Source organism: Devosia sp. P3_B2 (assembly GCF_056402875.1).
This window is the reverse complement of sequence record NZ_JBFUGO010000004.1, coordinates 226,612-239,987: the sequence shown is the minus strand read 5'-3', so window position 1 is coordinate 239,987 and position 13,376 is coordinate 226,612. Positions and strand designations below refer to the sequence as shown.

General features: G+C 64.6%; 12 protein-coding genes. 8 read left to right on the top strand and 4 right to left on the bottom strand.

Going from position 1 to position 13,376, the window contains the following annotated elements; all coding sequences use genetic code 11:
* The first annotated feature begins 1 nt into the window (after position 1).
* From AC1DV8_RS08410 to AC1DV8_RS08390, 5 genes are all read left to right on the top strand, one after another.
* The gene (locus tag AC1DV8_RS08410; RefSeq protein WP_477157131.1) at positions 2 to 1,597 is read left to right on the top strand and encodes a peptide chain release factor 3; all 1,596 of its coding nucleotides are present in this window, start codon (positions 2 to 4) and stop codon (positions 1,595 to 1,597) included.
* A gap of 77 nt (positions 1,598 to 1,674) precedes the next feature.
* A complete protein-coding gene (locus tag AC1DV8_RS08405; protein ID WP_477157130.1) occupies positions 1,675 to 2,655 on the top strand; it encodes an aldo/keto reductase in 981 nt (326 codons plus the stop codon).
* Between the two features lie 97 nt (positions 2,656 to 2,752).
* On the top strand, positions 2,753 to 3,022 hold the full coding sequence (locus AC1DV8_RS08400) for a hypothetical protein (RefSeq protein ID WP_477157129.1): 270 nt from the start codon (positions 2,753 to 2,755) through the stop codon (positions 3,020 to 3,022).
* A 100-nt stretch (positions 3,023 to 3,122) separates the two neighbouring features.
* Entirely contained in the window at positions 3,123 to 6,041 is a 2,919-nt protein-coding gene (locus AC1DV8_RS08395; protein WP_477157128.1) for an insulinase family protein, read from the top strand.
* The gene (locus tag AC1DV8_RS08390) at positions 6,038 to 6,838 is read left to right on the top strand and encodes a hypothetical protein (RefSeq protein WP_477157127.1); all 801 of its coding nucleotides are present in this window, start codon (positions 6,038 to 6,040) and stop codon (positions 6,836 to 6,838) included. Before AC1DV8_RS08395 ends, AC1DV8_RS08390 begins: the two co-directional genes overlap by 4 nt.
* A 34-nt stretch (positions 6,839 to 6,872) precedes the next feature.
* Here the strand turns inward: AC1DV8_RS08390 and AC1DV8_RS08385 are convergent, their stop codons facing one another.
* On the bottom strand, positions 6,873 to 7,382 hold the full coding sequence (locus AC1DV8_RS08385) for a Crp/Fnr family transcriptional regulator (protein WP_477157126.1): 510 nt from the start codon (positions 7,380 to 7,382) through the stop codon (positions 6,873 to 6,875).
* A 114-nt stretch (positions 7,383 to 7,496) separates the two neighbouring features.
* Between AC1DV8_RS08385 and AC1DV8_RS08380 the strand changes: the two genes are divergently transcribed.
* Genes AC1DV8_RS08380 through AC1DV8_RS08370 form a run of 3 tightly spaced genes read left to right on the top strand, consistent with a single transcriptional unit; the run spans position 7,497 to position 10,359 of the window.
* Entirely contained in the window at positions 7,497 to 8,522 is a 1,026-nt protein-coding gene (locus AC1DV8_RS08380) for a ligase-associated DNA damage response exonuclease (protein ID WP_477157125.1), read from the top strand.
* Positions 8,519 to 10,096, top strand: coding sequence for a cisplatin damage response ATP-dependent DNA ligase (locus AC1DV8_RS08375; RefSeq protein ID WP_477157124.1), 1,578 nt, complete (start codon positions 8,519 to 8,521; stop codon positions 10,094 to 10,096). Before AC1DV8_RS08380 ends, AC1DV8_RS08375 begins: the two co-directional genes overlap by 4 nt.
* Before the next feature lie 8 nt (positions 10,097 to 10,104).
* Positions 10,105 to 10,359 carry a UvrB/UvrC motif-containing protein gene (locus AC1DV8_RS08370; RefSeq protein ID WP_477149902.1) on the top strand — a complete coding sequence of 85 codons (255 nt, stop codon included), beginning with the start codon at positions 10,105 to 10,107 and terminating at the stop codon, positions 10,357 to 10,359.
* A gap of 29 nt (positions 10,360 to 10,388) precedes the next feature.
* Here AC1DV8_RS08370 and AC1DV8_RS08365 read toward each other — a convergent pair whose 3' ends face one another.
* From AC1DV8_RS08365 to AC1DV8_RS08355, 3 genes are all read right to left on the bottom strand, one after another.
* Complete coding sequence (locus AC1DV8_RS08365; RefSeq protein WP_477157123.1) at positions 10,389 to 11,006, bottom strand: hypothetical protein; 618 nt, start codon at positions 11,004 to 11,006, stop codon at positions 10,389 to 10,391.
* A gap of 94 nt (positions 11,007 to 11,100) precedes the next feature.
* A complete protein-coding gene (locus AC1DV8_RS08360; RefSeq protein WP_477157122.1) occupies positions 11,101 to 11,493 on the bottom strand; it encodes a MerR family DNA-binding protein in 393 nt (130 codons plus the stop codon).
* Positions 11,480 to 13,195 carry a long-chain-fatty-acid--CoA ligase gene (locus AC1DV8_RS08355; RefSeq protein ID WP_477157121.1) on the bottom strand — a complete coding sequence of 572 codons (1,716 nt, stop codon included), beginning with the start codon at positions 13,193 to 13,195 and terminating at the stop codon, positions 11,480 to 11,482. The genes AC1DV8_RS08360 and AC1DV8_RS08355 overlap by 14 nt, the downstream gene beginning before the upstream one ends.
* Positions 13,196 to 13,376: the final 181 nt, after the last annotated feature.

Genomic DNA, 13,376 nt, shown 5'->3' with positions numbered 1-13,376 from the left:
GATGAACGCCCTGACCGCGGCGGCGCCCGCCACCAGATTGCTGCCCTATCAGTCGCGCCGGACCTTCGCGATCATCTCGCACCCGGACGCCGGCAAGACCACGCTGACCGAAAAGCTGCTGGCCTCGTCGGGCGCCATCCAGCAGGCGGGGCAGGTGCGTCATCGCGCCAACCAGCGCGCCACCCGGTCGGACTGGATGGAGATCGAGCGGCAGCGCGGCATCTCGATCACCTCGTCGGTAATGACCTTCGAGCACCTGGGGCTGACCTTCAACCTGCTCGATACCCCCGGCCACTCGGACTTCTCCGAGGACACCTACCGCACGCTGACCGCGGTCGATGCCGCGATCATGGTGATCGACGTCGCCAAGGGCATCGAGGCGCAGACGCTGAAGCTGTTCGAGGTCTGTCGGCTACGCGACATTCCGATCATCACCTTCGCAAACAAGGTGGATCGTGAAGGCAAGGACCCGGTCGAAATTCTCGACGAGATCGCCTCCACCCTGGCGCTCGATGTCTCGCCGGTGGTCTGGCCACTGGGCGGCGGCGTCGACTTCAAGGGCATCGTCGACCTGACGGCAGGCGTCGTGAAGCGGCCGAACGGCGAAGTCTGGAAGACCTTCACCAATGTCGAGCATCTTGCCCGCGACAACGAATTCGCCATGGATCCGGTGATCATGGCCAGCCTCGAAAATCTCGAGCTGGCGCGTGCCGGCTTCCCTGAGTTCGACCACGAAATCTATCTCGCGGGTCACCTGACCCCGGTGATCTTCGGCTCGGCGCTCAAATCCGTCTCGGTGCCCGAAATGCTGGCCGCCCTCGGCGCCTGGGCCCCCGAGCCGCGGCCGCAGCCGGCCGAGCCTAAGCCGATCGAGCCCAACGACCCCAAAGTCTCGGGCTTCGTGTTCAAGGTGCAGGCGAACATGGACGCCAACCACCGCGACCGCATCGCCTTCGTCCGTTTGAGTTCCGGCACCTTCAAGCGCGGCATGCGGCTCAAGAATGTGCGCACCGGCAAGGACATGGCGGTGTCGAACCCGATGTTCTTCTTCGGCCACGATCGCGAACTGGCCGAGGAAGCGGTGGCCGGCGATATCGTCGGCATCCCCAACCACGGCGCGCTCAGCGTCGGCGATACGCTGACCGAGGGCGCCAACATCAAGGTCACCGGCATCCCGAACTTCGCGCCGGAAATCATCCGCCGCGTCCGCCTCGCCGATCCGATGAAGACCAAGCAGCTCGCCAAGGCGCTCAGCGACCTCGCCGAAGAGGGCGTGGCGCAGATCTTCCGCCGCATGGTGGGTGCCGACTACATCGTCGGCGTGGTCGGTCAGCTGCAGCTCGAAGTGCTGCAGTCGCGCATCCAGACCGAATACAACGTGCCGATCAGCTTTGAGTCGATCAATTTCGAACTCGCCCGCTGGGTCGTCTCCGACGACAAGGCCGAGCTGGCGCGCTTCATCTCCACCCAAAAGCTGGAAATGGCCGAGGACAAGTACGGCGACCCGGTCTACCTCGCCCAATCCACCTGGTGGCTCGGCCGCGCAGAGCGGGATTATCCCAAGGTGCAGTTCCTGACGACGAAGGAACGGCACTAGCCGCGCTAGTCCGTTCGCATCGCTTCCCGTTCCAGTCCCAAGCGGCTATGAAACGCCGCAACAAACGGGAGTGGATCATGAACAGGCGCAAACTCGGCAAGACCGGCTACGAGGTCTCGGAAATCGGTCTCGGCACCTGGCAGCTGGGCGAGAGTTTCGGTCAGCTCAGCGACGAGACGGCGAACGAGATCCTGAAGACCGCCCGCAGCGTCGAGGTCAACTTCTGGGATACCGCCGACGTCTATGGCGGCGGCCAGTCCGAGCGGCGCATCGGCGAGTTCAAGGACAAGCGCGGCGTGTTCGTCGCCACCAAGCTCGGCCGCAACGGCGACATCTTCCCCAACAAGACCGGCTACAACCGTAAAAAGATCAAAGAGAGCCTCGCCGGCTCCCTGAAGCGCCTCGGCGTCGAAACGCTCGACCTGGCGCAGCTCCACACCGTCCCCACCGAAGTGCTGGCGGACGGCGAAGTGTTCAACATCATGGATGACCTCCGCGCCGAGGGCATGATGCGGCACTGGGGTGCCAGCGTCGAAAACGTCGAGGAAGCGCTGATTGCGATGAAGGCGGATGGCTGCACCACGCTGCAGATCATCTTCAACCTGTTCCGCCAGGACTACATCACCGAGGTGTTTCCGGAAGCCACGAAGCGCAATGTCGGTATCATCGTCCGCCTGCCGCTGGCCTCGGGCCTGCTCTCGGGCAAATGGAACAAGGACACCAAGTTCGCCGAAACGGATCACCGCAACTTCAACGCCAATGGCGAGAAGTTCAACGTCGGCGAAACCTTCTCCGGCCTGCCGTTCGACAAGGGCGTCACTTTCGCCGAGCAGCTGAAGCAGATGGTGCCGACGGGCATCCCGCTCAGCCAGTTCGCGCTGCGCTGGATTCTGGACCAGCCGGCGGTCTCGACGATCATCGCCGGCGTGACACGGCCGGATCAGCTGCGCGCCAATGTCGATGCGACCAAGCGCGATCCGGTGGAGCCGGCCTTGGCGGAGGAGCTGGCCGGTTGGTACCAGGACAAGGTGCGGCCCGAGATACGGGGGCGGATATAGGCTGAATCGAGCATTGAGAGTACCTATGGTCGAAGATTCACAAGAGTGGGTGCTTAACCGATCAGTCTCAAGCTGGCGAAGAGTAAGATACGCGAGCGTGCTTCTCGTCGCATCTATATGTTCATATGTATTCTTGGTTCAGATTGGAATCACATGGCTGGCCTTCATTGCGGCCGTGGTGATCATTGCATCATTCGTTTTTACATTCGGGTCTTTGGCGGCTACGCTATTATACAAACTGTCTGGTGGCTTTCTTCAGGACGACCGATGGTTTGGCGAGAAGAACAACCTCATGGTGATCTTCGTTGTACGTGAAGCAATAAAGGTGGCGGGCAGGAGAAAGCCGAACGCCGACGACAACGGATGACGGTTGAGGTGCCCGACCTCCCCATCCGCCTAGCCCCCCTTCCATCCGCCCCCGCCGCTGCCTAGATTACCCACACCCTCCCACCACCTTGAGTACCCACATGTCCGAGCATCCCGCCTTCGAACTCGTCCGCGAGCAGCAGATCGGGGAGATCAGTTCGCTGGCGCGGCTCTATCGGCACAAGAAGACCGGGGCGGAGGTGCTGAGCCTCATCAATGACGATGAGAACAAGGTGTTCGGCGTGACGCTGAAGACCCCGCCGGAGGATTCGACCGGCGTTGCGCACATCCTCGAGCACTCGGTGCTGTGCGGCTCGCGCAAGTACCCGGTGAAGAAGCCGTTCGTGGAGTTGCTGAAGGGCTCGCTCCACACCTTCCTCAACGCCATGACCTTCTCGGACAAGACCGCCTATCCGGTCGCGTCGCAGAACCTCAAGGACTTCTACAACCTCGTCGATGTTTATCTGGACGCAGTGTATTTCCCGCTGATCAGCGAGGACACCTTCCGGCAGGAAGGCTGGCACTACGAGCTCGATTCCACCCAGGGGCCGATGGTCTACAAGGGCGTGGTGTTCAACGAGATGAAGGGCGCCTATTCCTCGGCCGCCGCGGTGCTGGGCAAGGTCAGCCAGCTGTCGCTCTATCCGGACACCACCTATGGCGTGAATTCGGGCGGCGACCCCAAGGCGATCCCCGATCTCACCTACGAGTACTTCAAGGACTTCCATTCGAAGTACTACCACCCGTCGAACTCGCGCGTGGTGTTCTACGGCGATGACGATCCGGCGCAGCGCCTCGAAATCCTCGAGGAGTACTTCAGCCAGTTCGAGCGTATCGATCCCAAGGCCGAAGTCGGCATCCAGCCGCGCTGGAGCGCGCCGCGCTCGCTGCACGAGACTTATGCCGCCAGCGAAGCCGAAGTCGGCAAGAAGACCGCGATGGTCTCGGTCAACTGGATGCTAGACGAAGTCTCCGACCCGGAGCTGGCGCTCTCGCTGAACGTGCTCGAGTCCGTCCTCGTCGGCACGCCCGCCGCGCCGCTGCGCAAGGCGATGATCGATTCCGGGCTGGGCGAGGGCCTTACCGGCTCCGGTCTCGCCGATGGCATCCGCCAACCCTATTTCACCTTTGGCCTCAAGGGCATCGAGGACGATGCCGGGGAGAAGGTCGAGCAGCTGATCATCGCGACGCTCGAGCAGCTCAGCGCCGAGGGCATCGACCCCAAGACCATCGAAGCCGCGATGAACTCCACTGAGTTCGCGCTACGCGAAAACAACACCGGCTCGTTCCCGCGCGGCATCGCGCTGATGTTCCGCTCGATGGGCACCTGGCTCTATGGCGGCGATCCGCTGGAGCCGCTGAGCTTCGAGGCGCCGCTCGCCGCCATCAAGGCGAAGCTCGCCGCCGGCGAGCGCGTGTTCGAGACGCTGATCAAGACCCACATCCTCGACAACAAGCACCGGTCCACGGTGCTGCTCACTGCCGACCCCAACAAGGCGGCCGAGGAGGCTGCCGAGGAACGGGCGCGGCTCGACAAGGCGCAGCAGTCGCTGGACGCCGCCGGCGTCGCGCAGGTGGCCGAGCAGACCCGCCGCCTCAAGGAACTGCAGAACGAAACGGATTCCCCTGAGGCGCTGTCGAAGATCCCGACGCTGACGCTCGATGACCTGCCGCGCGCCAACAAGTCGATCCCTATCGCTCGCGAAGAGCTCGAGGGCGTCACCCTGTTCAGCCACGACCTGCCGACCAGTGGCGTGGTCTATCTCGATCTCGGGTTCGATCTGAAGGCGCTGCCGGGCCGGCTGCTGCCGTACCTGCCGCTGTTCACCCGCGCACTGACCCAGACCGGCACCAGCAGTGAGGATTTCGTCTCCCTCACCCAGCGCATCGGCCGCACCACCGGCGGCGTTGGCGCCAGTCGCTGGATATCGACCCGCCGCGATGGCTCGGGCACTGCCGCCTGGCTGTTCATCCGCGGCAAGGCGACGCCCGACCATGTCGGCGACATGCTGTCGATCATGCGCGACGTCATCACCGATGCGCGGCTCGATAACCGCGAGCGCATCCGCCAGATGGTGCTGGAATCCAAAGCCGGCTTCGAAAGCTCGCTCGCCGGCATGGGCAACGGCATCGTCTCGATGCGCGTGCGCGCCGGCTCCAGCGAAGCCGATTGGCTGAACGAGAAGCTGGGCGGCGTCAGCCACTATTTCTTCCTCAAGGACCTTGCGGCCCAGATCGACGGCAACTGGCCGGCGGTGCAGGCAGCGCTGGAGGAAATCCGCACGCTCCTCATCGGCCGCGCCGGCATGATCGCCAACGTCACCGCGGACAGCTTCGCCATCGCGGCGCTGAAGCCGGAGCTTTCGAGCTTCATCGCGGCGTTGCCTGCCGGCGCCGGGCTGTCGCGTGAAGGCTGGGGCTTCGAGCCGTCAGCTCTCTCCGAAGGCCTCACCTTCCCGGGCCAGGTCAACTACGTCGCCAAGGGCGCCAACCTCAAGGCGCTGGGGTTCGAACCCACCGGCGGCACCGCTGTCGCCATCAAGCACCTCAACACCACGTACCTCTGGGACAAGGTGCGCGTGCAGGGCGGCGCCTATGGCGGCTCGTCGGGGCTCGATCCGTTCGCCGGCACCTTCGCCTTCACCTCGTATCGCGACCCCAACCTCGTCGACACCATCGACATCTACGACAAGGCCTCGGCGTTCCTGAAGGCCGGGGTAGGGGAGCAGGACCTGGTGCGCTCGGTCATCGGCGTCATCGGCTCGGTCGACACCTACCGCCTCCCCGACGCCAAGGGCTTCACCTCGCTGGTCTGGGAACTGGCCGGCGACAGCGAAGACGCCCGCCAGAAGCGACGCGACGAAATCCTCGGCGCCTCCAACCGCGACTTCAAGGCATTGGCCGAGGCACTGGATCAGGTCGCCCGGAACGGCCAGGTGGTGGTGCTGGGGTCGGAAACGGCGATCAAGGCCGCTAACGATGAGCGGGGCGGGTTCCTCAAGGTTACGAAGGTGCTGTGATCGAAGGGACCGGCCTCGACCTCACACAACTCATCGTCCCGGCCATCATCGCCCTGGTGATGGTCGGGATCGCCCTGAACTACTTTATCCCCTGGCTGAAGCGACGCCGCGAGCCGGGGCCGACCAAGCTCTCGGCCTGGAGCCAGTCGCACCTCGATGACTTGCGGCCGGATGGGCGGTGGACGTCTTCGATGAGTTGGTTCAACCGCAGCGTCGCCGGCGCGCTGACGGCGCCACGCGGCGGCAAGAAGGGCGGGCCGGTCGCCGTTGCCGAGGTTCGGGCCCGCATCGGCGCGGCGCTCGTCTGGGTGCTTCACAGCGAGATTGCGCTGCGCGTCGCGGGACGAGAAATCCGGCTCACTGCCGGTGGTTTTTTCGACTGGCCCTTCGTCGTCGTACCCCGCATCGGCCGCTTCGCGGTGTTCGACGGCGCGCGGCCGATGGGCAGCATGGTCGCATCGGCCACTGACATCGTGGCCTACGATACCCACGGCGTCGAAGTCGGCCGTTGGCAGACCGATGCACCGCTCGGCGCCATGCTGCCGGGCGCCGATGAGCCGGTCTATGGTCGTGTGGTGTTGGGGGGCAGGGCGCTCGGCCAGCTCCGAGTGCCGCGCTGGCGCACCCAAAGCCGCAGCCTGCTCGATTTCCCCGGCGTCCCGTTCCTAGTTGGCCACAGCGGCAACGACGACGACGCCGAGCCCTGGCTCCTGGCCTTCCTCGCCCTTTCGGCCCAGGCCTCGCTGTACCTGCAATCCCGCTCTCCGCACCGGCCGAGGGCGCTGAACGAGCGGTGAGCAGGCATCGCAGCTTCCCACCGCCACGCTCAGCCTAGTCCCGATACTCACCGCCGGGTTCATCCTTGCCGAACATGTCGTTGCGGGCGACGGTGGTGTAGCGGTCGTCGTCGGCCTGGAGGTGCAGCGCCGACAGGATCTTGCCGAGCATGTTCTGTTCGGTCGTGCCGGTATGCTGCTTGCTGAGTTCGACGAGGGTGGCGGAGGTGGCGTCGAGGCGCGTCGCCATCAGCCAGGCGAGGCGCATCGTCATCGCTTGGTCCTGCTCGAGGTACTTGCGCGCATCCTGGATGACACGAACCGTGGTGGTGCGGTCGGCCTTCACCGTGGCGCTGTTGAGCGTTCCGAGCACGACAGACATCTCGCCGACGACAGCGTTCGGCGATGAGATCGTGGCGATCGCCACGCCGTCGCGCTCGACCACCAACTGCCCGCTTTCGAGCACGAATAGATCGCCGCCTTCGCGACCCTGGGCGATCAGTATTTCTCCCGGCGCCAGCGTGCGGATGGGTCGGGTCGCGGCCAGTTCGAGCAGGCTCTCCATTATCGGCTCCGCGTGATCTCCGGAGCGCAGCCTATTCGCTCCCATGCAACCGGGATAGAGTTCGGCCGTTGATTTTCATGGGCCAGCTTCGGATGCAGGAAGTACTGTAGTTTCATGGCTTCCCCCTTCCTTGATCGTGACCTGCGCGTCCTGCCCATCGACGCCTATATCGACCCGCCGTTCCCGCGGGCCCGGGCCATCATCACGCATGGTCACGCCGATCACGCCCGCGCCGGTCATGGCGCGGTGCTGGCGACGCCCGACACCATCGCCATCATGAAGGCGCGCTACGGCGAGGATTCCGCACGCACGTTCCAGCCGCTTGAGTTCGATACGCCGTTGCAGGTCGACGACGTCACTATCACCCTGAAACCTGCCGGGCACATCCTCGGCTCGGCGCAAGTGCTGATGGAGCACAAGGCGCAGCGCATCGTCGTCACCGGCGACTACAAGCGGCTACCGGACCGGACATCGCAGCCGTTCGAGCTCGCCGAATGCGACCTCCTCGTCACCGAAGCCACCTTTGGCCTGCCGGTATTCCAGCATCCCGATCCGTTCGACGAGATCGCCAGGCTGCTTCGCTCGGCTGCCAGCTTTCCGGATCGCGCCCATGTCATCGGCTGCTATGCGCTGGGCAAGGCGCAGCGGGTCATCGCGCTGCTCCGCGACGCCGGCTACGACGCGCCGATCTACCTGCATGGCGCGATGATCCGTCTATGCGAACTCTATGTCGAACGCGGTATCCGGCTGGGCGAGCTGAAGCCGACGCTCGGGACCACCAAGTCCGAACTCGCCGGACAAATCGTCATCGCGCCGCCCTCCGCTATCAAGGATCGCTGGAGCCGGCGGCTGCCCGATCCGGTGCTCGCCGTCGCCTCAGGCTGGATGAGCGTCAAGCAGCGCGCCCGGCAGTCCGGCGTCGAGCTGCCGCTGGTGATCTCCGACCATGCCGACTGGAACGAGCTGCGCCAGACCATCGCCGAGACCAAGGCCGGCAAGGTGTGGGTCACGCATGGTCGCGAGGACGCGCTGGTCTACCATTGCCGGCAGCAGGGGCTCGAGGCCGAGCCGCTCAACATCCAGGCCTATGAGGAAGGCGAAGAGGGTGGCGAGCCGGAGCAGGGGGAGCTCGGCGAGTGAGACGCTTCGCGCAACTGATGGAGCTGTTGGCGCTCACCCCGTCACGCAATCGCAAGATCGAGGCGCTGAGCCAGTATTTTCGCGAGACCCCGGATCCGGATCGCGGCTACGCCCTCGCCATCCTCACCGGCGCGCTGACCTTCAAGAACGTCAAGCCGGCGATCCTCCGCGACGTCGTCCTCGCCGAGGTCGATCCGCACCTCTTCGGCCTCAGCTACGACTATGTCGGCGACCTCGGCGAGACGATTGCTCTGATCTGGCCGCATCACGGCGGCACCGAGCCGCTGCCGTCGCTGAGCGATCTGGTCGAACTGTTCAACATGACCAGCAAGGCGGAACTGCCGCGCCTCATCGGCTCGCTCCTCACTCGCGCCACGATCAACGAGCGGTGGGCGCTGGTGAAGTTCGCCACCGGCGCGCTCCGCATCGGCGTCAACGCGCGGCTGGCGAAAACCGCGCTGGCAGAGATGAGCGGCAAGGACCTGCAGGACATCGAGGAGGTGTGGAATGGCCTCGTCGTGCCCTACACCGACCTGTTCGACTGGCTCACCGGGAAGACCGAGCGCCCCGATATCGACCACACCGCCCGCTTCCACCCGCTGATGCTGTCGAACCCGATCGACGAGGGCAAGGACCTCGAAAAGCTCGATCCGGGCGATTTCGTCGCCGAATGGAAATGGGACGGCATCCGGGTGCAGCTGATCGCGTCGAAGGGCAAGGTGTCGCTGTTCTCGCGCACCGGCGACGATATCGCGGCGGCATTCCCCGATGTGGTCGAGAGCGTGTTCGGCGACGCCGTGCTGGATGGCGAATTGCTGGTCGGCGCCGAGTTCGAACCGTTGCCGTTCAACGACCTGCAGCAGCGATTGAACCGCAAGCAGGCTATTGCCAAACATGTAGCGACTTTCCCTGCATTCGTGCGCGTCTATGACATGCTTTTCGAGGGCGTTGAGGACATCCGGAGCCTCCCCTGGACCGAGCGCCGCAGGCGCCTCGAAGCCTGGTTCAAGAAGAACCCGCAGACCCGCCTCGACCTTTCGCCCGTGCTCACCTACCGCGACTGGGACGACCTCGCCGAGATCCGCCGCCGCGGCGCCGCCGAGCACGGCCATGAGGGGGTGATGGTCAAGTTGCGCAGCGCGCCCTACGTCCCCGGTCGCCCCAAGGGCTTGTGGTACAAGTGGAAACGCGATCCGAACGTGGTCGACGCAATCCTGATGTACGCCCAGCGCGGCCACGGCAAGCGCTCGTCGTTCTACTCCGACTACACGTTCGGCGTCTGGAAGGGCAACGAAATCGTCCCCATCGGCAAAGCCTATTTCGGCTTCACCGACGAGGAGCTGAAGCAGCTCGACAAGTGGGTGCGCAACAACACCGTCGCCAGCTTCGGCCCCGTCCGCGAGGTGTCGAAGGAACTGGTGTTCGAGGTAGCCTTTGATTCCGCTCAGGAATCCGGCCGCCACAAATCCGGCATCGCGCTTCGCTTCCCCCGCATCAACCGGATAAGGTGGGACAAGCCGGCCGCGGAGGCCGCGACGCTGGAAGAAATGCAGGTCTTCCTGACCGCCACCTGAGGCCGCAAATGTCGCTCGCCGCCATCGAGAGAAAGATCATCGCGCTCGAAGGCGAAATGCTCGCCGCCGTCACCCGCGAGGACTTCGAGACCGCGGCGCGGCTGCGCGACGAGATCGCGTCGCTGAAGGGTGGCGCCGTCCGGCAGCCGCCTCCGGGCGAGATGGGGCTCGGCACGCAAGTCCCGGTGGTCGAGCCGCCCAAGGGCTGGAAGCGGCCGAAGAAGCCGGACCTGATGACCAATGTAAAACCGCGGAAGCGCTAGTCATCCGCGGCGCCGGACGTCGTCGCGCTTCACGCGGCCTTGTACCAGTCGCCATCCCTCACGATCGTTGCCGGCGGCTCGCCCGTCCCGGCCCACGCAATCAGCGGAGACGTGGTAATCGTGCCCTTGGCCATCAGCTCGATGATCGCTTCGAGCCCGGGGCGATCGGTGACCGTGACGGCCTTCTCGGCGATGGTCACGCCGGCAGGTGTGGCGAGCCCGGCAGCTGCGAGTTCCGCGGCCGGATCGGCGGCAAAGATCATGCGCAGCTCCATGATGCCGTCCCGATAGCGGGCGATCCCATACATCACGCCGCCGCCTTCGGCTGACTTGCCCACGACATTGAGCAGGTGGCTCCCGTCGGCGCGCGGCACGAAGTAGACCGTCATCTCGCCGGCGGGATCGGCATAGGTCCTCGAGCCGGCGACTTGTGCAAAGCCGCCCGGCGGCTGGTCCGACGAGCGGGCGAACGCTCCGTCCTTTTCGCTGTAGGTGACGAAGGTGAAGCCAGCTGGCAGCAGTTCGACCGCTTCATCGGTGGGGACGAGCGGGGTTGCGGACCCAAGTACGCAGCCGGAGAGCAGAATTGCGAGGCCAGTCAGAAGAACGGCGGCCGCGGCGCGGCGCCAGATAGCAAAGCTTCTCATCGGATGTCCTTCGTCAACGCGGGTTGTGGCCTTTGGGCGCTGTCGACAAACAGCGTAGGCACTATCGACAACTCGTCTGGGTGGAGCGAGTGCGCTACCCCCGCACCATCTGGTCACCCGCCAGCTTCCGGATCTCCCGCAATTCCCCGATCGTCGTTTCGAGGTCGGCCTTCTGCCGCTCCAGCAGGTCCAACCGCTCGTCCACCTTGGCGACCAGCAGCTGGGTCTGCGCGGTCTGCGACTGCGCGTCGTAGAGGCTCAGATAGTCGGAGATGTCACGCAGCGAGAAGCCGAGCCGCTTGCCGCGGAGGATCAGGATGAGCCGGGCGCGATCGCGGCGGCGGAACACGCGGGTGCCGCCGACCCGATCCGGGTTGAGCAGGCCCTTGGTCTCGTAAAAGCGGATAGCGCGGGTCGAGATGCCGAACTCCTGGCTGAGGTCGGCAATGGCGAACAGGTCGCGGTTTTCGGGTTCAGGCCGGTTCATGCTTCTTCCGCGCTGCGTACTCTTCGCGCAGCTCCTTTTTTGACAGCTTGCCGATCAGCGTCTTGGGCAACTGGTCCTTGAAGATGATTTCCTTGGGCATTTCGATCTTGTTGAGCGTGTCTGCCAGGAATTTCTTGAGTTCGGCCTCGGTGGTCTTCTGCTCCGGGCGTAGCTTGACGAAGGCCACCGGCGCCTCGCCGCGATACTCGTCGGGCACGCCGATGACGTTGACCTCTTCCACCGCCGGGTGGTGCATCATCGCTTCCTCGATGTTGCGCGGGTAGACGTTGAAGCCCGAGCAGATGATCAGGTCCTTGATGCGGTCGACGAGGAAGACATAGCCGTCCTCATCGATGAGGCCGATGTCGCCGGTCCGCAGCCAGCCATCCATGAAGGCGTCCTTGGTCGCCTCCGGGTTGTTGTAATAGCCCAGCATCACCTGCGGGCCCTTCACCTGCAGCTCGCCGCGCTCGCCGAGCGGCACGACGCTGCCGCTTTCGACGTCTACGAAGCGGATATCGGTTGCCGGCAGCGGCTGGCCGATCGACAGGGGCTTGCTCGGTACGCGCAGCGCCGCGCAGCACACCACCGGCGAGGCTTCGGTCAGCCCATAGCCTTCGGCGAGCAGCGAGCTCGAGACCTTGCTCCAGTTGTGGCGCACCTCGTCGGACAGCGGCGCCCCGCCGGAGATCGTCACCTCGACCGAGACCAGATGCGGCTTCGCCTTGTCCCCGGCCTTGGACAGCGCCTGCACCAGCGTCGGCACGGCCGGCAGGATATTGGCGCCGGTGCGGGTCATCAGGCTGAGAAAGGCCTTCATCTCGAAACGCGGCAGCATCACCACCTGCGACCCCACGGACAGCGGCACGTTCATGCACACCGTCATAGAGAAGATGTGGAAGAACGGCAGCACCGCAACCACGCGGCTCGGCGGATAGAACAGCCCGCAGCCCCAGGCGTCGATCTGGCTGAGGTTGGCGGCGATGTTGGCGTGGCTCAGCATTGCGCCCTTGGGCAGGCCGGTGGTGCCGCCGGTATATTGCTGCACCGCCACGTCCTTGGTGGCGTCGATGGTCACCGGAGCCGGCACCAGGTTGCGTGACACCAGCTTGTCGAAATGGATCACCTTGCCGGCGATGCCGCTCTGGTCGACCTTGCTGAGGTCCTTGGATTTCGCCAGCCGGTACAGCAGCTTCTTCACACCGGGCAGCGCATCGGGGAAATGGCAGATGATCAGCTGCTTGATGTGCCCGGCCTCGACCAGTGCCTCGGCTTTCTCGAACGTCAGCTTCAGGTCCAGCGTCACCATCAGCTCTGTACCGGAATTGCCGACGATGTGGCTCAGCTCCTTGACCGTGTAGAGCGGGTTGCAGTTCACCACGATGCCGCCGATCCGCAGCACCGCGTAATAGGCGATCACGTAGAACGGCGTGTTGGGCAGCAGCAGCGCGACGCGCGTACCCTTCTTGACCCCGAACTCGCTCTGCAGTGCCCCGGCGAAGGCATTGATCAGCCGGGCCAGTTCGCCGAAACGGGTCTTCTTGCCGAGAAAATCGAGCGCATCGGCGTTCGGCGTGCGTGCACAGGTGGCCAGCACCTGCTCATGCACCGGCGTCAGGTCGATCGGCGCGTCCCAGGCAATGCCCTCGGGATAATGCTGGATCCAGGGGCGGGCGGCGCCCTCCACTGCCGTCGTGGCCATCTTCTTCCTCCTCAGGCTTTTCGCCCGTTGGCAGAAATATCCCATCAATTGACGTTAGCGTCAAACGGGAGACGTTGATGCGGGAGCGCCGGAGGTTCAGGGTGGCGCGGCAGCTTGATCGGTGCGCTCGAGGCAACGTCCGCGTCCATCAGTTGACGTATACGTCAACCATCGCTATTTT